This is a genomic window from Streptomyces sp. NPDC096310 (assembly GCF_044763125.1).
Lineage (GTDB): Bacteria > Actinomycetota > Actinomycetes > Streptomycetales > Streptomycetaceae > Streptomyces.
Map to the genome: position 1 here is coordinate 1 of NZ_JBIWFO010000007.1, position 20094 is coordinate 20094.

Here is a 20094-nt window from a genome sequence, read left to right on the forward strand (position 1 = left end):
CCGAGACGGAGCGAGCGCAGCGAGTGCGGTGCACCTGACACCTCCCCGCCCGCCCCAAGGGGCGGACGACGCTACTTCGGAATGACTCGTCCAGACACGTAAGTCCCGTACGGGGCCTACAGCGCCTGTGGGAAGTCGAAGAGCCGGTCCGGGTCGTAGCGGCTCTTCAGCCGGGTCAGCCGGTCCGCCGCCGTTCCGTAGTACGCCGAGCGCCAGTCGGTCAGCGTCGGGTCGGCGTAGTTCTGGTAGGCCGCGCCCGACGCGTGGCGGCGCATCGCTCCGCGGGCGTTCTTCAGCCAGGCGCGCTGCTCCGTACCCGGAGTTCCGGGGCGCCACGCGCCGATGTACTGCGCCAGCAGCCGCGAGCGCCGGTGGACGAAGGCCGTCGCCGCCGGATCGACGCGGTTGACCGCCCCGCCGAGCGCGGTGAGCGCGATCGTCCCGCCGCCGGCCTGCGAGACCGGGAGCCGTGTGAACCCCTCGACCGCGCCGGTCAGGGCGCGCCGGCCCGCGGCGGAGAGCGAGCGGTCGAAGAAGTCGGAGGCCCCGGCGTATGTCTCGCGCCCGAGCGCGCCCCCGGGGTCGCGGCCGGGGAGCGTACCGGGCAGGCCGCACTGTTCCTCGGTGTAGCCGGCGCAGCCCGCGTACCCGAGCATGGCCTCCTCGTAGCCGCGGCGGCGTACGGAGACGGAGCGCGCCGAGCCGGGGCCGCCGGGGCCGTCGGCGAGCCGGTCGATGGCGTTCTTGAGGTCCTGCTCGGTGCCGAGGGAGAGGACGGAGAGGGAGACGGTGGGCGTCACGCCGCCGGGGCCCGCCGAGAGATGGAGGGCGGACCAGATCTCGTCCGGCTGCTCGGGCCCCCATGTCTGCCAGGCGGCGAGCAGCGTGTCCGCCTTCGCCCATGGCCAGCTCGCGTTCGCGACGACGACGCCGGGCGCCGGGTGGGTACGGAAGCGCAGCTCGGTGACGATGCCGAAGTTGCCGTTCCCGGCGCCGCGCAGCGCCCAGAAGAGGTCTTCGTTCCGCTGGGCGTCGGCGGTCAGGCGCTTGCCGTCGGCCGTGAGGAGGGTCGCGGAGAGGAGACTGTCGCAGGTGAGGCCGTAGGCGCGGGAGGTGACGCCGTGGCCGCCGCCCAGGGTGAGCCCGGCGACGCCGACCGTGGGACAGGATCCGGCGGGGATCGTCCGGCCGTGGGCGGCGAGCGCGCGGTAGACGCCGGAGAGCCGGGCGCCCGCGCCGATCGTGGTCTCCGTGGCCGCGTATGTGAGCGAGTCGAGCCGGCTCACGTCGATGACGAGCCGGCCGTCGCCGCTGGAGAAGCCCGCGTACGAGTGGCCGCCGCCGCGGATCGAGACGGGCGTACGGTGCGTCCGCGCGAAGGCGAGGCATTCGCGGATGTCGTCCTCGCCGGAGACATAGGCGACGGCGGCGGGCCTCAGGTCGTCGTAGCGGGTGTTGTAGAGCTGCCGGGCCGTGGCGTACGAGGCGTCCCCGGGCCGTACGAGACCGCCGTCGAGCCCCCGCGCGAGCGCGGCCCAGCTCGGGCCGGCCGCGGTGGCGGCCACGGAAGCGGGCCGGGACGGTGACGGCTCGGAGCGGCCCGGCGTCTTCCCGGACCCGGCCCCGGCGTCGTCCGTACCGCTTCCGGTACCGCCTTCCGTACCGCTTCCAGTGCCCGAACAGCCCGTCGTCATGGCCGCCAGGCCGGCCGCGGCGGTGAGCAGTGTGCGCCGTTCCATGTACGCCCCCTCCCGATGACCGCGTCCCCATGGCGATCCGTCGGAGTACAGGACGGGGCACGGGGTGTGGCGGGTTCCACCGGGTGGCGGGAGTCTCAGCGCGGGGCGTCCGCGGGGTGGCCGCCGGCTCAGGGGTGGCCGCTGTCCCCGGCGTGGGCGGCGGCGTCCGTACGGGCACGGTCGCGGGCTCTTCGGGCCGGGCCCGACCAGCCGCAGGTGCAGCGGGCCAGACAGAACGACCCGCGTTCGACGGTCGACGCCGTATGCACCGCGGTGGGGGACGCGGAGGGTGGGGCGGAGAGGGCGGTGGGGGGTTCGGAGACGTCGTGCTCGCTCACCTCTCCACCGTACCGGTGAGTCCGCGCTCCGTGACCCGGTGCGGCGTGACGGGGAACGGGGCACGTCGTTAATCCGGAACGGGTGGGCTTCGGAACAATCGGCGGTCACGCGTTGGGGGTTGGCAGGCGATGGTGGTGCGGCAGCACGGACACAGAGGAGCGGCGTTCGCCGCGCTGGCCGTGGCGGGGGTCGTGGCCGGCGGCGGCTGTTCCGCGAGCGGTGGCGTGGCGGCCGACGACCGGCCGGGCAGCGACCCGGGAGCGGTGCGGAAGGCGGCCGACGCGCTGCGGGTCGCGGGCAGTTCGAAGGCCCGTACGTCCATGGAGATGGCGGCCGGCGGGACCCGTGTGACCATCAGGGGCGAGGGCGGCTACGACTTCGGCCGCAGGAGGGGGCGGCTCCAGGTCGTCCTGCCCCGGGACCCCGCGGGCGCGAGCGAGCACCGACCGATCACCGAACTGCTCTCGCCGGGCGTCCTCTACATGAAGAACCGCGGCGCCGGGGTGCCTTCCGACAAGTGGGTCAGGGTCGATGCGACGGCCCTGGAGGACGGGAATCTCGTCACCGGCGGGGTGACGGATCCCCTCACCTCGGCGGAACTGCTGCGAGCTGCCCGGGACATCACCTTTGTCGGGGAGCAGGATCTGGCCGGGGTGCGGGTCTGGCACTACCGGGGGGTCTCCGATCTGGGCCGTGCCGCGAAGGCGGCGTCGGCGGACGCGCGCGGGGCGCTGGCCGCCGCGGCGAGAGGGTTCGGCGCGGACGCGGTGCCGTTCGACGCGTATCTCGACGAGGCGGGGCGGCTGCGCAAGGTGCGGCACCGCTTCAGCTATCTCAACCAGGGGCAGCCGGTCGAGGTCGCCTCGACGACGCTGCTGTACGCGTTCGGGGAGCGGGTCACGGTCACGCTGCCCCCGGAGGACGACATCTTCAGCGGAGAGATCAAGACCTGAGCGGTGCGGGGGCGGCAAGATCAGATCAAGCCGTAACCGAGGAGGACCAAGACGGAAATGGTCCGGACGTGCCATGCGCGGTGTGTATCACCCTCCCTACGCTAGGAAGCCGAGACCGGCGGGACCGGACGGACCGGCAGGAAGAGGTGAGAGCACGTGGCTCTGGTGCGTACGCCGACCGTTCACGACCATGTGGCCCTCGCCGAGATCGAGTGGTGCGGCGAGCTGATGATCGCGGCGTCCGCGACGGACGGGGAGCGGCTCAGCCCGGACCGGATCGACGAGGTGCTGAACGTACGGGCCGAGCGCCCGGCGCCGCCGCGCCACCCGCAGCCGGCGCGGGGCCCCCGCCGGCGGGAGCCCTGCTCCGAGTGAGCCGCGTACCCGGCCGGGAGGTACGTGACCGGGAGGTGCCTGGCCAGGAGGTGCCTGACCAGGGCGTTCCTGATCAGGGCGTATCCGTAACCCCCGCGCGTATCCGACCAGGGTCTGTGTCGGGCCAGGGCCAGGGCGCCGGTCAGGTGCGGAGCAGCCGGGCGATCGCCTTCGTCGCCTCCTCCACCTTCGCGTCGATCTCGTCGCCGCCCTTGACCGCGGCGTCGGCCACACAGTGCCGCAGATGCTCCTCCAGGAGCTGGAGGGCGAAGGACTGGAGCGCCTTCGTCGACGCGGAGACCTGGGTGAGTATGTCGATGCAGTAGACGTCCTCGTCGACCAGGCGCTGGAGGCCGCGGATCTGGCCCTCGATCCGGCGCAGTCGTTTGAGGTGCTCGCCCTTCTGGTGGTGGTAGCCGTGCACCCCGCGGTCGTGATCGGTTTCGGTCACCGGCGTCGCGTCCGGGGCGCTCGCCGCGGACGTCGTGTTCGTCACGGAGGGCGCGCCGCCCGTCGCCGCGCCGGCCGCCTCTGTGGTCGTCATCGCGTCCTCCTGCTGGTGTTCTGTGCGCTCCGTGTGCGCCGCCCGAAAAGGGTGATATACCCCACGTGGGTATATGGTACCCGTCTGTGAGCCTTGGGGCAGGGCCCTGTGCTCATCTCCTTGACCCATGAGTGACACTGGGGTGCCGGTTAGCTGTGGCCGGATGATGCGCCTAGCATCACCTCTGACCGAATCCATGTAACCCGAGGACCCCACGTGCGATTTCGTCTGACCCCCAGGGAGACGAGCTTCTACGACATGTTCGCCGCGTCCGCGGACAACATCGTCACGGGCTCCAAGCTCCTGATGGAACTCCTCGGTGCGGATTCCTCCGCCCGGGCCGAGATCGCGGAGCGGATGAGGGCAGCGGAGCACGCGGGCGACGACGCCACTCACGCGATCTTCCATCAGCTCAACTCCTCCTTCATCACGCCGTTCGACCGCGAGGACATCTACAACCTGGCGTCCCAGCTCGACGACATCATGGATTACATGGAGGAGGCCGTCGACCTGGTCGTCCTCTACAACGTCGAAGAGCTTCCCAAGGGTGTCGAGCAGCAGATCGAGGTCCTCGCGCGCGCCGCCGAGCTGACCGCCGAGGCCATGCCGCACCTGCGGACGATGAACAACCTCACCGAGTACTGGATCGAGGTCAACCGGTTGGAGAACCAGGCCGACCAGATCCACCGCAAGCTGCTCGCCCATCTCTTCAACGGCAAGTACGACGCGATGGAAGTACTCAAGCTCAAGCAGATCGTCGACGTGCTCGAAGAGGCCGCCGACGCGTTCGAGCACGTCGCGAACACGGTGGAGACCATCGCCGTCAAGGAGTCCTGAACCACGTGGACACCTTTGCGCTGATCGTGACCATCGGTGTCGCGCTCGGCTTCACGTACACCAACGGCTTCCACGACTCCGCGAACGCGATCGCGACCTCGGTCTCCACCCGGGCCCTGACACCGCGTGCCGCGCTCGCGATGGCCGCCGTCATGAACCTCGCGGGCGCGTTCCTGGGGCAGGGCGTCGCCAAGACCGTCAGTGAAGGGCTGATCGCCACCCCGCACGGCTCGCGGGGGATGGGCATCCTCTTCGCGGCGCTGGTCGGCGCGATCGTCTGGAACCTGGTCACCTGGTACTTCGGGCTGCCGTCCTCCTCCTCGCACGCGCTGTTCGGCGGCATGGTGGGCGCGGCGCTCGCCGGCGGTACGGAGGTGATCTGGAGCGGTGTCCTGGAGAAGATCGTCATCCCGATGTTCGTCTCGCCGGTCATCGGTCTGGTCGTGGGCTACCTGGTGATGGTCGGGATCATGTGGATGTTCCGCAGGACCAACCCGCACAAGGCCAAGCGCGGCTTCCGGATAGCCCAGACCGTCTCGGCGGCGGGCATGGCGCTCGGGCACGGCCTCCAGGACGCGCAGAAGACGATGGGCATCGTGGTGATGGCCCTGGTCATCGCCGATGTCGAGGGCTCCGGCGACGAGATCCCGGTCTGGGTGAAGATCGTCTGCGCGCTGATGCTCTCCCTCGGTACGTACGCGGGCGGCTGGCGCATCATGCGGACGCTCGGCCGGAAGATCATCGAGCTGGACCCGCCGCAGGGCTTCGCGGCGGAGACGACGGGGGCGTCGATCATGTTCGGCTCGGCGTTCCTGTTCCACGCGCCGATCTCGACGACGCATGTCATCACCTCGGCGATCATGGGTGTGGGGGCGACGAAGCGGGTGAACGCGGTCCGCTGGGGTGTCGCCAAGAACATCATCCTTGGCTGGTTCATCACGATGCCCGCGGCGGCGCTGGTGGCGGCCGTCAGCTTCTGGCTGGTCAACCTCGCCTTCGGCTGACGCCCGGTCCGTACCGCCGCCGCGGTTCCGTACGGTCGGTGCGCGGCGCGGTCGCGTACCACGTGATGGGGCCCGCCCCCTGGGAGAGGGGGCGGGCCCTTCGTCTTGCGGTGGCACCGCCATGCAGCACCGCAGGACGTCTGTGTCGCCAGGCCGGTCCGTCCGGAACGTGTCCGTCCGGAACGTTCCGGAACGTGTCCGTCCGGAACGGCCGTCCGGGGCCTATCCGAAGCGGCCGGAGATGTAGTCCTCCGTCGCCTGCACGGACGGGTTGGCGAAGATCCGCTCGGTCTCGTCTATCTCGATGAGCTTGCCGGGCTGGCCGACGGCCGCCAGGTTGAAGAAGGCCGTACGGTCCGAGACCCGCGCCGCCTGCTGCATGTTGTGCGTCACGATGACGATCGTGAAGCGCTCCTTCAGCTCACCGATCAGGTCCTCGATCGCGAGCGTCGAGATCGGGTCCAGCGCCGAGCACGGCTCGTCCATCAGCAGCACCTCCGGCTCGACCGCGATCGCGCGGGCGATGCACAGCCGCTGCTGCTGGCCGCCGGAGAGTCCGGAGCCGGGCTTGTTCAGGCGGTCCTTGACCTCGTTCCAGAGGTTCGCGCCCTTGAGGGACTTCTCCACGACGTCCGCCAGCTCGTTCTTGCGGACGGTGCCGTTCAGCCGGAGCCCGGCCGCGACATTGTCGAAGATCGACATGGTCGGGAAGGGGTTCGGGCGCTGGAAGACCATGCCGACGGTACGGCGTACCGCGACCGGGTCGACGTTGGTCCCGTACAGGTTCTCGTCGTCCAGGAGCACCTTGCCCTCGACGCGGCCACCCGGGGTGACCTCGTGCATCCGGTTCAGGGTGCGCAGGAAGGTGGACTTGCCGCAGCCGGACGGGCCGATGAAGGCCGTCACGGAGCGGGGCTCGACGGTCATCGAGATGTCGTCGATGGCCCGGTGGGAGCCGTAGAAGGCGGTCAGTCCGCTGACGTCGATGCGCTTGGCCATTACAACCACTGCTTCTTTCGTGGCTCCGCGCGGCGGAGCCGGGTCTCGGGCCTCAGCGGCCGGTCTTCGGGGCCTTCCAGCGGGCGATACCGCGCGCCACCAGGTTGAGGATCATCACGAACGCGATCAGCACCAGCGCTGCCGCCCACGCACGGTCGACCGACGCCACTTCACCGAGCTTGTACTGCTCGTAGATGTAGAAGGGCAGCGACGACTGGGCACCCTCGAAGGGGTTGTTGTTGATGAGCTGGCTGCCGAAGACGAGAAGGATGATCGGCGCGGTCTCACCCGCGATACGCGCGATCGCGAGCATCACACCGGTGGTGATGCCGCCGATCGCGGTCGGCAGGACCACCTTGAGGATCACCCGCCACTTCGGTACGCCGAGGGCGAGCGCGGCCTCGCGCAGCTCGTTCGGTACGAGCTTGAGCATCTCCTCGGTGGAGCGGACCACGACGGGGAGCATCAGGATCGTCAGCGCGAACGAGCCCATCAGGCCGGACGGCTCGGTCTTGGTCATCAGCATCAGCGAGAGGATGAACAGACCGGCGACGATCGACGGGATGCCGGTCATGACGTCCACGAAGAACGTCACCGCCTTGGCGAGCCCTCCCTTGCCGTACTCCACCAGGTAGACGGCGGTGAGCAGGCCGATCGGGGTGGCGATCACCGTGGCGATGCCGACCTGCTCCAGCGTGCCGATCAGCGCGTGGTAGACGCCGCCGTTCGCCTCGGAGCCCAGGACCCCGGCCATGGAGTGCGTCAGGAAGTTGATGTCGAGGACCTTCGCGCCGCGCACGATCGTGGTCCACAGCAGCGAGAACAGCGGGATGATCGCGAGGACGAAGCACACCCAGACGACGCTGGTGGCGAGCCGGTCCTTGGCCTGGCGCTGGTTCTCGACGGCCGTCGTGACGGTGTACGAGATGACGAGGAAGGCGACGACGGCGATCAGGCCCCACTGGACCTTGCTGTTCAGGCCCGCGCCCGCGCCGATGCCGGCGCCGATGAGCACGCCGATCGCGGCGAAGCCGGCCGGGGCCCAGCGCGGCAGGCTCCGCTGGCTGAGGCTGCCGCGCCGGCCGCCGGACGGCGGCAGCGGGGTCGGCGTGTCCTGGATGGTCGCGTGGCTCATGCGTTGGCCCCCGAGTACTCCTTGCGGCGCGCGATGATCAGCCGGGCCGCACCGTTCACCAGCAGGGTGAGGACGAAGAGGACCAGACCGGAGGCGATCAGGGCGTCGCGCCCCAGCTCGTCGGCCTCGTCGAACTTCGCCGCGATGTTCTGGGCGAACGTGCCGCCGCCCGGGTCGAGCAGGTGGAGCGAGATCAGGTAGTTCGGGGAGAGGACCGTGGCGACGGCCATCGTCTCGCCGAGCGCGCGGCCGAGCCCCAGCATGGAGGCGGAGATGACACCGGAGCGCCCGAAGGGCAGCACCGAGAGCCGGATGACCTCCCAGCGGGTGGCGCCGAGCGCGAGCGCGGCCTCCTCGTTCATCCGCGGGACCTGGAGGAAGACCTCCCGGCTGACGCTGGTCACGATCGGCAGGATCATGATCGCCAGCAGGATGCCGACGGTGAGCATGTTCCTGGCGACGCCGGGCTGCGTCTGGTCGAAGATGTACGTCCACGCGAAGTACTCGTCGAGCCAGCTGTTGAGGCCGCCGAGATACGGCACGAGCACCACGGCACCCCAGATGCCGTAGATGATGCTCGGCACGGCGGCCAGCAGGTCCACCACGTACGCGAGGGGAGAGGCCACCTTGCGCGGCGCGTAGTGCGAGATGAACAGGGCGATGCCGACAGCGATCGGAACCGCGATGACCATCGCGATGATCGAGCTGACGATCGTGCCGAAGAGCAGGACCGCGATACCGAAGACCGGCGGGCTCGCGGAGGGGTTCCAGTCGAAGGTGGTGAGGAAGTTGCCCTCGTCCTGCGAGATGGCGATGACCGAGCGGTAGGTGAGGAACCCGGCGATCGACGCCATGAGGACGAGCAGCAGAATGCCCGAGCCCCTGGAGAGGCCCGAGAAGATCTTGTCGCCCGCACGGCCCGTGGAGGGGCGGGACGGGGGGTCGGCCGGCGGGGCCGGCGGAACGTCTATCGGTGTGGTGGAAGCCATGTCTTTCCGGTCTGTGTGGGGGAGCGCCGGCTCCCCTGGCGGCGGTGCACCGGATGGGGTGGGCGACGGCCACCGGCCCGGAGGAGTGCGCCGGGCCGGCTGCCGTCACCGTGGAGCTGAGGTACGTGGCCCTCCCGCACGAGGTACGGGGAGGCCGGTCCGGCTAGGAGAGCGAGGCGACGGTCTCGCGGACCTTGGCGTTGATCTCGGCCGGGATCGGGGCGTAACCCGCCTCGGAGAGCAGCTTCTGGCCGTCCTCGCTGGAGGTGTAGGTCAGGAAGGACTTCATCGTGGCGAGCGTGGCCGGCTTGTTGCCCTTGTCGCAGGCGATCTCGTACGTCACCAGGACGATCGGGTAGGCGCCGTCGGCCTTGGTGGCGTAGTCGAGGTCGAGTGCCAGGTCCTTGCCGGTGCCCTTGACCTTGGCGGCGGCGATGGCCTTGGAGGCGTTCTCCGAGGTCGCCTCGACGGGGGCGCTGGCGCCCGTGTCGATCTTGACCGTGGAGATCTTCTGCGAGGTGGCGTACGAGAGCTCGAAGTAACCGATCGCGCCGTCCACCTGCTTCACCTGAGTGGCGACACCGGCGGAGCCGGAAGCGGCCTGGCCACCGGGGGCGGGCCACTTCTTCTCGGCCTCGTACTTCCAGTCGGAGGAGGCCGTGGCGCCGAGGTACTTGCCGAGGTTCTGCGTGGTGCCGGAGTCCTCGGAGCGGTGGAACGCCTGGATCGGCTTGTTCGGCAGCTTGGCGTCCGGGTTGAGCGCCTTGATCGCCGGGTCGTTCCAGGTCTTTATCTTGCTGTCGAAGATCTTGGCGAGGGTGGGCGCGTCGAGGACGAGGCTGTCCACACCCTCCAGGTGGTAACCGATCGCGATCGGTCCGCCGACCATCGGCAGGTTGATGCCCTGGCCGCCGTCCGTGCACATCTTCTTCGAGTCGGCGACCTCTTCGGGCTTGAGCGCGGAGTCGGAACCGGCGAAGCCGACCGAGCCCTGGTTGAACGCGACGATGCCCTCGCCGGAGGAGGAGGACTTGTAGTTGACCTCCACACCGGAGCAGGTCGCCATGTAGTTCTTCACCCAGAGGTCCATGGCGTTCTTCTGCGCGCTGGAGCCGGACGCGAGCAACTGGCCCTTGGCGTCCTTGCACACCGCGCTGGAGGCGGCGCTGGACTTCGTGCCGCTGCCGCCGGTGGTGCTCTCGCTGTTGTTGTCCGAACCGCACGCCGTGAGAACCAGGGCGCCGGAGACGGCGAGGGCACCGAGCGCGGTGGCGCGCAGCCCGTTCTTGCGCTGAAGCTTCACTTTTCGGGTGTTCCTTCCAGAAGCCGCCGGTCTGACCTGTTGTACGGCGGCGTGCGACGAGGTGGCCGGTGCGGCGCTTGAACCGTCACCGTGTAAGGCCGAAATTAGGCAGATCAGGTGAAGCCGCCGACGGAAGGGAGTGAACGGAAGGTGAACCTCGTCGGACACCCTGGGGTGCGATTTCCGGCCGACTTGTGCGGAGGTGGGGGCCCGTCCGTTCTCGGTGTCCGAATGCCGCCGGCGTGCCGGGAAAGGGGGTGCACGTACGGGCCGTGGAGTACGGCTGCTTCCACTTCGAGGTGCGGCGGCCGTAGCGGCCTCCGGGTCAGGTCGCGTGCAGGGCGTCGAGCAGCGCGTCCACCAGGGCTCGGTCGCGTGGCTGGGTCAGCCGCGTGCGGGCGGCCTCCGGGGTCAGCCAGAGCACCTGGTCCACCTCGCTGTTGGGCACGAAGACGCCGGCCGTCGCCTCGGCCGCCCAGTAGCTGACCTCCTTGGGGCGCCCCTGGGCCAGGTAGTGGACGGTGTCCAGGCGGACGCCCGGCGCGCAGTGGTGGCCCGTCTCCTCCAGGACCTCGCGGACCGCACCGGCCAGGGCGCTCTCGCCGCGCTTGAGCTTGCCCTTGGGGTGCGACCAGTCGTCGTACTTGGGCCGGTGCACGAGGCAGATCTCGACGCCGTCGTCCTTGGACGGGGCGCGGCGCCACAGCACGCACCCCGCCGCCAGGACCGTTCCCCGGCCCTTCGGCCCGCCAGTTCCGCTCGTCCCGCCAGTCCTGCTCGTCCCGCCCGTCCCGCCCGTCCCGTTCGTACCGTCGGTCGCCTGGGTCATCGGGTCCCCCCGGTCATCGTGTCACCGCCGCCTTCTGCCAGAGCTGCTGGAACGCGAAGCGCGCCGCCTCGACCTCGTGGCGCTGGTCGGCGTGGAGCACGCCCAGCGCGTACGCCGTCGTCGGGGCGATCCGGGGAGTACGGGCCGCGTTCGCCGCCGCCGCTGCCGCCTCGGCCGCGTCGCGGTGCCGGTCCAGGGCCTGGCCCGCCGCGAGCAGCGCCGGATCGGGGGCGCCGCCCGCGCACCACACCTCCTGGGTGTAGCGGTGCAGCCGCAGCAGCCGCCGTACCTGGTGCCAGGGCGCGTCCTGCGTCTCCCCCTCGGACGTGGTGGCCAGGCCATGGACCAGGGCCTCCGCGTTGTACGGATGGGCCGCCCGGGCCAGGGGCAGCGCGGCCACGGCGTCGAGGAGCTGGGCCTCGGTCGCCTCGCCGGGGCCCGCCAGCACCTCGACGGCGGGCGCGCCCGCCAGCGGCACCAGCGGCACCTCGGAGGCGAGTACGGCCACCGCGTCCGCCACCGCGTGGAAGCGGGACGAGCCCAGTGCCTGGAGCGCCGACGAGTGGGCGCGTGTCCTGGCCAGGGTGAGCTGGCGCTCCAGCAGCGCGCCCGCCCGGGACGCCCCGACCGTCAGCGTGCCCACGGCCAAGGTGCCGGTCCTCCCCGCGCCCGCAGTGACCGGGCCCGCCGATGACGGGCCGGCCTGCGGCACCACCGCACCCGAGAGCCGGGCCAGCGCCCCCAGCAGCCGGTGCAGCCGGCTCGTGCAGGCGTGCTCCTGGGCGAGGGTGCCGGAGAGCCAGCCCAGTTCCGTACGGAGCTGATCCGCCGAGGCCTGGTCGAGCAGCGGCCGGTAGGTGTGCAGCGCGCCGCTGATCCGGCGCGCCGCGCCGCGCAGCGTCCGGGCCGCCTCCTCGGCGGCGGCCGTGTCCGCGCCGCTCTCGCCGTACAGCCGCAGCCCGCGCAGGAAGTCACCCGCGCGTGCGTGCAGATACCCGGCCAGGATCTCGCCCGCCGTCAGCCGCGCGGAGTCGGCGGGATGGGAGGGATGGGCGGGATCGGCGGGGGCTCCGGTCCCGGCCGGAGCGACACGGCCGGCCGGTGCCGCCGGGTCCGGTGGTGCGGCCGGGTCCAGTGGTGCGGATGGCACCGTTCCGGATGCCGTGCCCCGGTCGGTGTCCACTTCATGGTGCTGCACGCCGGCGCCTCCGGGCGTCTATGAGCATTTCCTGTACGTGCCGCAGCGGCTGGCCCTCCGCGTCCGTGGAGTGCCGGGTCCAGTTGCCGTCCGCGCCCAGGTGCCAGGAGGACGTCGTGTCGGACATCCCGGTCTCCAGGAGCCGGGTGATCGCCGCGCGGTGGGCCGGGTCGGTGATCCGGACCAGCGCCTCGATGCGGCGGTCGAGGTTGCGGTGCATCATGTCGGCGCTGCCGAGCCAGACCTCCGGCTCGCCGCCGTTGCCGAACGCGAAGATCCGGGAGTGCTCCAGGAAGCGCCCCAGGATCGACCGCACCCGGATGTTCTCCGACAGGCCCGCCACTCCGGGCCGTACGGCACAGATCCCGCGCACCCAGATGTCCACCGGGACACCCGCCTGCGCCGCCCGGTAACAGGCGTCGATGGTCGCTTCGTCCACCATCGAGTTGACCTTGATACGGACGTACGCGGGCCGCCCGGCGCGGTGGTGCGCCACTTCCTTGTTGATCCGGGAGATGAGCCCGTCGCGCAGGGACTTCGGGGCGACCAGCAGCCGCCGGTAGGTCTCCCGGCGCGAGTAGCCGGACAGCCGGTTGAAGAGGTCGGAGAGGTCCGCGCCGACCTGCGGGTCCGCGGTGAGCAGCCCCAGATCCTCGTAGAGCCTGGCCGTCTTCGGGTGGTAGTTGCCCGTGCCGACATGGCTGTAGCGGCGCAGGGTCTCGCCCTCCTGCCGTACCACCAGCGAGAGCTTGCAGTGCGTCTTCAGCCCGACCAGCCCGTACACCACATGGCAGCCGGACTCCTCCAGCTTCCGCGCCCACTTGATGTTGGCCTGTTCGTCGAAGCGCGCCTTGATCTCGACGAGGACGAGGACCTGCTTGCCCGACTCCGCCGCGTCTATCAGCGCGTCCACGATCGGGGAGTCGCCGGACGTCCGGTACAGCGTCTGCTTGATGGCCAGCACATCGGGGTCGGCCGCCGCCTGCTCCAGGAACGCCTGGACGGAGGTGGAGAACGAGTCGTACGGGTGGTGCAGCAGGACGTCACGCTCGCGCAGCGCCGCGAATATGTCGGGCGCGGAGGCGGACTCCACCTCGGCGAGATCGCGGTGCGTGCCCGCGATGAACTTGGGGAACTTCAGCTCCGGCCGGTCCAGCGACGAGATCCGGAAGAGCGCCGTCAGATCCAGCGGCCCCGGCAGCGGATAGACCTCGGCGTCGGACACCTTCAGCTCGCGGACCAGCAGGTCGAGGACGTACGGGTCGATGGACTCCTCGACCTCCAGGCGCACCGGCGGCCCGAAGCGGCGCCGCATCAGCTCCTTCTCCAGCGCCTTGAGGAGGTTCTCGGCGTCGTCCTCCTCGACCTCCAGGTCCTCGTTGCGCGTGACCCGGAACATGTGGTGCGCGAGCACCTCCATGCCGGGGAACAGCTCCTCCAGATGTGCGGCGATCACGTCTTCGAGGGGGACGTAGCGCTGCGGCGACGCCTCCAGGAAGCGGGCCAGCAGCGGCGGCACCTTCACCCGCGCGAAGTGGCGGTGGCCGCTGACCGGGTTGCGTACGACGACCGCCAGGTTGAGCGAGAGCCCCGAGATGTACGGGAACGGGTGGGCCGGGTCCACCGCGAGCGGTGTGAGGACCGGGAAGATCTGCTGGCGGAAGAGGGTGAAGAGGCGCGCCTGCTCCTTCTCGGTCAGCTCGGGCCAGCGGATGATGTGGATGCCCTCGTCGGCCAGCGCGGGGGCGATGTCCTGCTGGTAGCAGGCGGCGTGCCGGGCCATGAGCTCGCGCGAGCGGGTCCAGATCAGGTCCAGCACCTCGCGCGGCTGGAGGCCGGAGGCGGAGCGGGTGGCGACCCCGGTCGCGATGCGCCGCTTCAGGCCCGCGACCCTGACCATGAAGAACTCGTCCAGGTTGGACGCGAAGATCGCGAGGAAGTTCGCCCGTTCGAGGAGCGGCGTCGCCGGGTCCTCGGCCAGCTCCAGCACCCGCTCGTTGAACGCGAGCCAGCTTCGCTCACGGTCCAGGAACCGGCCCTGCGGCAGCTCGGCGCCGCCGTGGTCGCGGTCTTCCTCGTACGCGTCGAGGTCGGAGTCGAGATCGGGTTCGAGATCGCCCGCCGACCCGGTCGTGGCGACCGTATGGGGCCGGTGCGCGGCTATGAAGCCCACGGACGGCTGCTGAGGGGGCTGGGAATGCTGGACCGGAACCTCGGCGGGCTGGTGGTTCATGTCCCTATTCTTCCGCGCGGAGGCTACGACAGGCGCGTCGGAGAGAGCGGGGGTGAGGCGGATCCTGCCGTTCGCGGCGGTCCTGGCGTCGGGAGTGCCGTTCGGGGTGCGGTTCGGGGTGCCGTTCGGAGTGGGGGGTACAGCGGGCTCGGGCTGCATTCACCGAGGGTCGCAAGGGCTTCTGAATGGCCGGTAACGGCGACATGACATGCAGGGAAGCGCGGCGGGTCTCCCCGGGGCCGACGGGTACGGTACGCCGTTCGGGTGGCCCGGGGAGCCCCGGGGGTGGCCCGCCGCGCGCTCAGGTCTCCGTGCGGTACATCAGGTCCACCTCGTGGGTGGCGAAGCCCAGCCGTTCGTACACCGTCACCGCCGCCGTGTTGTCCGCGTCCACGTACAGCATCGCGGTCGGCAGCGCCTGCGACGCGAGGTGCCGCAGCCCGATCGCGGTGAGCGCCTTGCCGAGGCCGCCGCCCTGCGCGTCCGGCCTGATGCCGACGACGTACACCTCACCGAGCTGCTCCTCGGCGTGCACCTTCGTCCAGTGGAACCCGATCAGCTCCCCGTCCCGCTCGGCCAGGAAGAAACCCTTCGCGTCGAACCACGGCTCCGCGATCCGGTCGTCCAGGTCCCGCTGGGTCAGCGCGCCCTGCTCCGGGTGGTGGGCGAACGCGGCGGCGTTGACCGCGAGCCAGGCCGCGTCGTCCTGCCCGGGGACGAAGGTACGGACGGTGACCCCGGACGGCAGCGCCGGCTCCGCGATGTCCGGCGGGGCCAGCGGGCGGCGGAGCTGGCGCAGCTCGCGGAAGAGTGTCAGCCCGAGCACCTGCGCGAGATGGCGGGCGGCCGACTTCCCGCCGTGCGCCCAGGCCCGCAGCCGCTTCCCGGAGGCGCCCAGCAGCGCGTTGCCCAGCGCCCGGCCGTGGCCCCGGCCGCGCCGCCCGGGACGTACGACCAGTTCGACGGCGGGCGCCTCGACGGGGTCGGTGTCCTCCAACTGCCCGTATCCGACCAGCTCCCGCGTTCCGCCGTCTCCCTCACCGCCTCCCGTGTCGCCGCCCTCCCGGTCCGCGGTGACCAGGAAGTGCCGTACGCCCTCGCGGTGTCCGCCGCGCAACTGGAGCCGCCCCTGTTCCGAGACGGCCTGCACCCCGTCCGTGGCGGCTGCTTCGGCGAGCAGGCCGAGGACGTCCTCGGCCTGCTCGGGGGTGAGCGCGTCGAGGGTCTGGATCTGCCGGCCGGACTCGCGGGCTACTGCGTCTGTCATGCGTCGAGGGTACGGCGGCGGCGCGGCCCGGGAGAGGTGCGGGAGGGGCATGGGGCGGAGTGGTGCGCGCGGTACCGACCGGTGACGTACGCGCAAAGGCAACCCACTCGTAACCCGCCGACCCTGTCCGAGCTACGCGCGTTGACTCTAGGCTGCCGCTCGCAGGCTCCAGACTTTTGAGTTCATAAGGGGATCGATGTCAGCGACACCGCAGAAGAACCGCGCGGCACGGCGGGTGCTCGCCGCTGCCGCCGGTCTGGCCACCGCAGGCGCCCTCGTCGCCGCGATGCCGGCCACCGCACAGACCCCCGCCCACGGCGGCGGGCACGGCTTCAGCCACTCCAAGCCGAAGCCCACCACGGTCGATGTACAACTCCTCTCCTTCAACGACCTCCACGGCAACCTGGAGCCGCCGGCCGGTTCCGCCGGAACCGTCACCGAGCAGCAGGCCGACGGTACGACCAAGGCGATCCCCGCCGGTGGTGTCGAGTACCTGGCGACCTCGCTGCGCACCGCGCGCAAGGGCAACCCGTACTCCATCACCGCCGCGGGCGGCGACATGGTCGGCGCGAGCCCGCTGCTGTCCGGTCTCTTCCACGACGAGCCGACCATCGAGGCGCTCAACAAGATCGACCTCGATGTGACGGCCGTCGGCAACCACGAGTTCGACGAGGGCGCCATCGAGCTGGCCCGTCTCCAGAACGGCGGTTGCCACCCGACCGGGGGCTGTTACGAGAAGGGCAAGAAGTTCAAGGGTGCCGACTTCCCGTACCTCGCCGCCAATGTGACGTCGGAGAAGACCGGCAAGCCGGTCCTCAAGCCGTACACGGTGTGGAAGAAGAACGGCGTCAAGATCGGCTTCATCGGGGTGACCCTGGAGGGCACGCCGAACATCGTGACCTCCGAGGGCGTCAAGGGCCTCAAGTTCCACGACGAGATCGAGACGGTCAACAAGTACGCCAAGGAGCTGGACAAGCAGGGCGTCAAGTCGATCGTCGCGCTGATCCACGAGGGCGGGGCGCCGGCCTCCACCGCGTACAACTACGACTGCGACAGCCCCGGCGCCGGTGACGGTATCTCCGGGCCGATCGTCGACATCGCCAAGGGCATCTCGCCGAAGGTCGACGCGCTGGTGACGGGTCACACGCACCAGGCGTACGCGTGCACGATCCCGGACCCGTCGGGCAACCCTCGCCTGGTCACGTCCGCTTCGTCGTTCGGCAAGCTCTACACGGACACCACGCTCACCTACGACCTCCGTACGAAGGACATCGTGCGGGCGGGCGTGAAGTCGGCCAACCACATCGTCAGCCGTGACCAGGCCAAGGCCAAGGACATGACCGACCTGATCACGCGCTGGAACAAGCTGGCCGCGCCGATCGCGGGCACCCCGCAGGGCTACATCTCGGCGGACATCAACGGGCGCGGCGCCACGACGCCCGAGTCCCCGCTCGGCGATGTGATCGCGGACGCGCAGCTCGCGGGCATGGCCCCGGCGGACAAGGGCGGTGCGCAGATCGCCTTCATGAACCCGGGCGGGATCCGCTCCGACCTGGTGTACAAGGCGTCGGGCAGTGAGGGCGACGGGGTCGTCACCTACGGCGAGGCGTTCACCGTGCAGCCGTTCACCAACATGATGAACGCCGTCGACCTGACCGGTGCGCAGCTCATCACCGCGCTCCAGCAGCAGGTCAGCGGCTCGAACGAGGCGTCGCCGAAGATCCTTCAGGTCTCGAAGGGCCTTACGTACACCCTGGACATGACGAAGTCGGGCGCGGCCCGGGTCGTCACGGACACGGTGAAGCTGAACGGTGCGGCGATCGACCCGGCGAAGACGTACCGCGTCGCGATGAACGAATTCCTCGCGGGCGGCGGCGACGGCTTCGCGGTCCTGGGCCAGGGGAAGAACAAGCTGGTCGGCGCGTCGGACCTGGACATGTTCAACGCGTACCTGGCGGCGAACTCCACGGCGCAGGCGCCGCTGACGCCTCCGGCGGCGGACCGCGTCACGATCATCAAGTAGCAGCGGTAGCGGTCGACACCGACCGCAGTCCCACGAAGGGCGGCGGGCCCCTGGCCCGCCGCCCTTCGGCGGGTACGGACACGGTGGCCCGCCCGGCCCGTACGGCCCGGCCCGTACGGCAGCGGTCACGCGACCCGGAAGATCCGGTCCAGATGGTGGTGCAGCACGGCGGTGGCGGACTCCGGGGTGCGGTGCCCGGCCAGGATGCTCGTACCGAGCCCGGCGGTCAGAGCGAGCAGGGTGATCGCCTCCGTGCGCGGCTCCGTACCCGGCCGGGTGAGCCCGGCCTCCCGCGCCTGCCGGAGCAGGCCCGCCACGGCGTCCTCGGCGGCGGCCGGGTTGGCGGTGAAGGGCTGGGCGGCGAGCGTCCGGTCGGTCATGGCCAGCACGGCGTACGAGGTGTAGACGAGGTGGAAGACCCGGCTCTCCTCGTCGGTCGGCAGGGACACCAGCAGGACCGCCTCGACGGTCGCGCGCGGCCCGGGGGCGTCCCCGGCGGCGGCGAGCCGGGCGGTGACGCGCTCGGTGAACCGCCCGGCCAGCCGCTCCAGCCCGTAGAGCAGCAGCTTCTCCTTGGTCTGGAAGTAGTACTGCACCAGGCGCAGCGACACCCTGGCCTCCGCCGCCACGTCACGCATCCCCACGGCGTGCAGGCCCTGCCGCCCGGCCACCCGGACGAGCGCGTCGGCGATCTCGGTACGCCGTTCCTCGTGATCCACCCGCTTGGGCATCGGCCGCGTCTCCACTCGCTGGTTCGTCATCGGTTGTCCGGCCGTCGTCCCGGGCCGCCGACCGCTTTGATGGTACAGCCGTACCATCATCGTGGTACGTTCGTACCATAAAGAAGCTTGCCTCCGGAGGTGTCCCGCCGTGCCCGAGACGACGACCCGCGCCCGCCCCGACGTCGGCCGCTATGTGAACGACGCCCTGCGGGACCGCTACTTCGCGGCCTGCGACGCGCTCTACGCGCTGGGGGCGCCGGCCGTTGCCGAGACCGACCTGGAGACCGGCTTCGGCACCACCCACGTCTACCGGTACGGCCCCACGGATCCCGCCGCCGAATCCCGCACCCCGGTCGTCCTGGTGCACGGGGCGGGCAGTTGCTCCGCCATGTGGTACCCCAACACCCCCGCGCTCAGCGCCGAGCGCCCGGTCTACGCGATCGACACCCCGGGCGACCCCGGCCGCAGCGTGCACCGGGAACCCCTACACCAGCCCGAACGGGCCGCACAGTGGCTGGACCAGACGCTCGCGGGGCTCGGCCTCGACCGCGTTCACCTCGTCGGCAGTTCGTACGGAGGATGGCTCACCCTCAACCAGGCGCACCGCAGCCCCGGCCGCCTCGCCTCGGCCACCCTCCTCGACCCCGGCGGACTGGAGAAGGTGGGCCTGCGCTTCTTCGCCTGGATCTTCGCCGGCCTCATCGCGACCTCGGCCCCGAAGCGGCTGCGCCCCCGCCTGGCCGCCTGGCTGGAACAGCCGGTCCTCGTCGTGCCGGAGCTGCGCGCCATGATCAGGGCCAGTGTCCGCGCGTACCGTATCCGCCGCCCGGCCCCGCTCCCCCTGGCCGAGGACGAACTGCGCACGATCCGCACCCCGCTCCACCTCGTCCTCGGCAGGCGAAGCCTCCTGGTCCACCCCGAACGCCAGGCGGAACGCGTCCCACGCCTGATCCCAGGAGCCCGCGCCGACATCGTCTTGGGTACGGGCCACGGCCCCCAGATCGACCACGCGGACGAGGTCAACAAGCGGATGCTGAACTTCCTGGCCACCCACGACTGAGGGCGGTCACTGTCGGGTGGTGGGTGCGGGTTCGGGCGGGGGCCTGTCGGGGCGGGCCGGGGGTGTGTTGTGTCGGACGGCCGGAGGGACGGGCACCCTGGGGAACAGCTCTGTTCCGTCGGTGGGTTGCAGCCTGGCGGGCCGGTTCGCCCTGCGGGGCGCGCGGCAGTGGAGTGGGGTGGTGACGGCTTTCGTCAAGCGGCTCCCCACCGGATGGGGGTTGGGCTTCATGCCCCGCTGGTCACTGTCCGGTGTTGGCTGCGGGTTCGGGCGGTGCCTGTCGGGGCGGGCCGGGGGTGTTTCATGGCGGGCGGCCCGCCCCCTCCAGCTCCGATGATCGCGGCTCCAGGGTGCGCGTCAAGGGCGCTCCTCCGTCGCGTCGGCTTCGCCGATGTCGCTGCGCTCCACCCTTGACCCGCCCCCTTGCGCCGCTGGGAGAGCTTTTTCGGGAGGGGGCGGGGGGGGAAGGGTCCACTGGGAAACACCGGTGCACTTGCGGTGGGTTGCAGGCTGGCGGGCCGGTTCGCCCTGCGGGGCACGCGGTC

Annotated in this window: 18 protein-coding genes; 6 read left to right on the top strand and 12 right to left on the bottom strand. The window is 70.9% G+C overall.

The genetic code is table 11. From position 1 onward, the window contains the following. Positions 1-116 precede the first annotated feature (116 nt). Both ACIQ7D_RS16085 and ACIQ7D_RS16090 read right to left on the bottom strand, forming a co-directional pair. Complete coding sequence (locus tag ACIQ7D_RS16085; protein WP_403937928.1) at positions 117-1739, bottom strand: FAD-binding oxidoreductase; 1623 nt, start codon at positions 1737-1739, stop codon at positions 117-119. A gap of 128 nt (positions 1740-1867) precedes the next feature. Continuing rightward, complete coding sequence (locus tag ACIQ7D_RS16090) at positions 1868-2077, bottom strand: hypothetical protein (protein WP_403937930.1); 210 nt, start codon at positions 2075-2077, stop codon at positions 1868-1870. A 129-nt stretch (positions 2078-2206) separates the two neighbouring features. Between ACIQ7D_RS16090 and ACIQ7D_RS16095 the strand changes: the two genes are divergently transcribed. Together ACIQ7D_RS16095 and ACIQ7D_RS16100 are read left to right on the top strand one after the other, a co-directional pair. Beyond that, entirely contained in the window at positions 2207-3031 is an 825-nt protein-coding gene (locus ACIQ7D_RS16095; protein WP_403937931.1) for a hypothetical protein, read from the top strand. Between the two features lie 156 nt (positions 3032-3187). After that, positions 3188-3406, top strand: coding sequence for a hypothetical protein (locus ACIQ7D_RS16100; RefSeq protein WP_403937933.1), 219 nt, complete (start codon positions 3188-3190; stop codon positions 3404-3406). Between the two features lie 142 nt (positions 3407-3548). Here the strand turns inward: ACIQ7D_RS16100 and ACIQ7D_RS16105 are convergent, their stop codons facing one another. Continuing rightward, positions 3549-3950 (bottom strand): metal-sensitive transcriptional regulator, encoded by a 402-nt coding sequence (locus ACIQ7D_RS16105; RefSeq protein ID WP_403937935.1) that lies wholly within the window; start codon positions 3948-3950, stop codon positions 3549-3551. 216 nt (positions 3951-4166) lie between these two features. On the opposite strand from ACIQ7D_RS16105, the gene ACIQ7D_RS16110 reads away from it, so the two are divergent. Together ACIQ7D_RS16110 and ACIQ7D_RS16115 are read left to right on the top strand one after the other, a co-directional pair. Beyond that, positions 4167-4787, top strand: coding sequence for a DUF47 family protein (locus ACIQ7D_RS16110; protein WP_329824694.1), 621 nt, complete (start codon positions 4167-4169; stop codon positions 4785-4787). Positions 4788-4792: 5 nt separating this feature from the next. Next, a complete protein-coding gene (locus ACIQ7D_RS16115; RefSeq protein WP_403937937.1) occupies positions 4793-5791 on the top strand; it encodes an anion permease in 999 nt (332 codons plus the stop codon). Between the two features lie 222 nt (positions 5792-6013). Here the strand turns inward: ACIQ7D_RS16115 and pstB are convergent, their stop codons facing one another. From pstB to mshD, 8 genes are all read right to left on the bottom strand, one after another. Further along, positions 6014-6790 (bottom strand): phosphate ABC transporter ATP-binding protein PstB, encoded by a 777-nt coding sequence (gene pstB, locus ACIQ7D_RS16120; RefSeq protein ID WP_384923807.1) that lies wholly within the window; start codon positions 6788-6790, stop codon positions 6014-6016. Positions 6791-6842: 52 nt separating this feature from the next. Next, positions 6843-7925: a phosphate ABC transporter permease PstA gene (gene pstA / locus ACIQ7D_RS16125; RefSeq protein WP_403937938.1), complete on the bottom strand. Its 1083-nt coding sequence runs from the start codon at positions 7923-7925 to the stop codon at positions 6843-6845. Beyond that, on the bottom strand, positions 7922-8914 hold the full coding sequence (gene pstC / locus ACIQ7D_RS16130; protein ID WP_403937940.1) for a phosphate ABC transporter permease subunit PstC: 993 nt from the start codon (positions 8912-8914) through the stop codon (positions 7922-7924). The genes pstA and pstC overlap by 4 nt, the downstream gene beginning before the upstream one ends. A gap of 163 nt (positions 8915-9077) precedes the next feature. Continuing rightward, a complete protein-coding gene (pstS, locus tag ACIQ7D_RS16135; protein WP_403937942.1) occupies positions 9078-10217 on the bottom strand; it encodes a phosphate ABC transporter substrate-binding protein PstS in 1140 nt (379 codons plus the stop codon). Positions 10218-10542: 325 nt separating this feature from the next. After that, positions 10543-11046, bottom strand: coding sequence for an NUDIX hydrolase (locus ACIQ7D_RS16140; RefSeq protein WP_403937944.1), 504 nt, complete (start codon positions 11044-11046; stop codon positions 10543-10545). A gap of 13 nt (positions 11047-11059) precedes the next feature. Continuing rightward, positions 11060-12244: a CHAD domain-containing protein gene (locus tag ACIQ7D_RS16145; protein WP_403937946.1), complete on the bottom strand. Its 1185-nt coding sequence runs from the start codon at positions 12242-12244 to the stop codon at positions 11060-11062. Further along, complete coding sequence (locus tag ACIQ7D_RS16150; RefSeq protein WP_403937948.1) at positions 12231-14477, bottom strand: RNA degradosome polyphosphate kinase; 2247 nt, start codon at positions 14475-14477, stop codon at positions 12231-12233. The genes ACIQ7D_RS16145 and ACIQ7D_RS16150 overlap by 14 nt, the downstream gene beginning before the upstream one ends. 301 nt (positions 14478-14778) lie before the next feature. Beyond that, positions 14779-15744, bottom strand: a complete 966-nt coding sequence (mshD, locus tag ACIQ7D_RS16155; RefSeq protein ID WP_403937950.1) for a mycothiol synthase — start codon at positions 15742-15744, stop codon at positions 14779-14781. A gap of 196 nt (positions 15745-15940) precedes the next feature. Here mshD and ACIQ7D_RS16160 point away from each other — a divergent pair, with 196 nt between their 5' ends. Next, positions 15941-17767: a bifunctional metallophosphatase/5'-nucleotidase gene (locus ACIQ7D_RS16160; protein WP_403937952.1), complete on the top strand. Its 1827-nt coding sequence runs from the start codon at positions 15941-15943 to the stop codon at positions 17765-17767. A 125-nt stretch (positions 17768-17892) separates the two neighbouring features. Here the strand turns inward: ACIQ7D_RS16160 and ACIQ7D_RS16165 are convergent, their stop codons facing one another. After that, positions 17893-18498, bottom strand: coding sequence for a TetR/AcrR family transcriptional regulator (locus ACIQ7D_RS16165; RefSeq protein ID WP_403938332.1), 606 nt, complete (start codon positions 18496-18498; stop codon positions 17893-17895). Positions 18499-18637: 139 nt separating this feature from the next. On the opposite strand from ACIQ7D_RS16165, the gene ACIQ7D_RS16170 reads away from it, so the two are divergent. Next, a complete protein-coding gene (locus ACIQ7D_RS16170) occupies positions 18638-19549 on the top strand; it encodes an alpha/beta fold hydrolase (RefSeq protein ID WP_403937953.1) in 912 nt (303 codons plus the stop codon). Positions 19550-20094 lie beyond the last annotated feature (545 nt).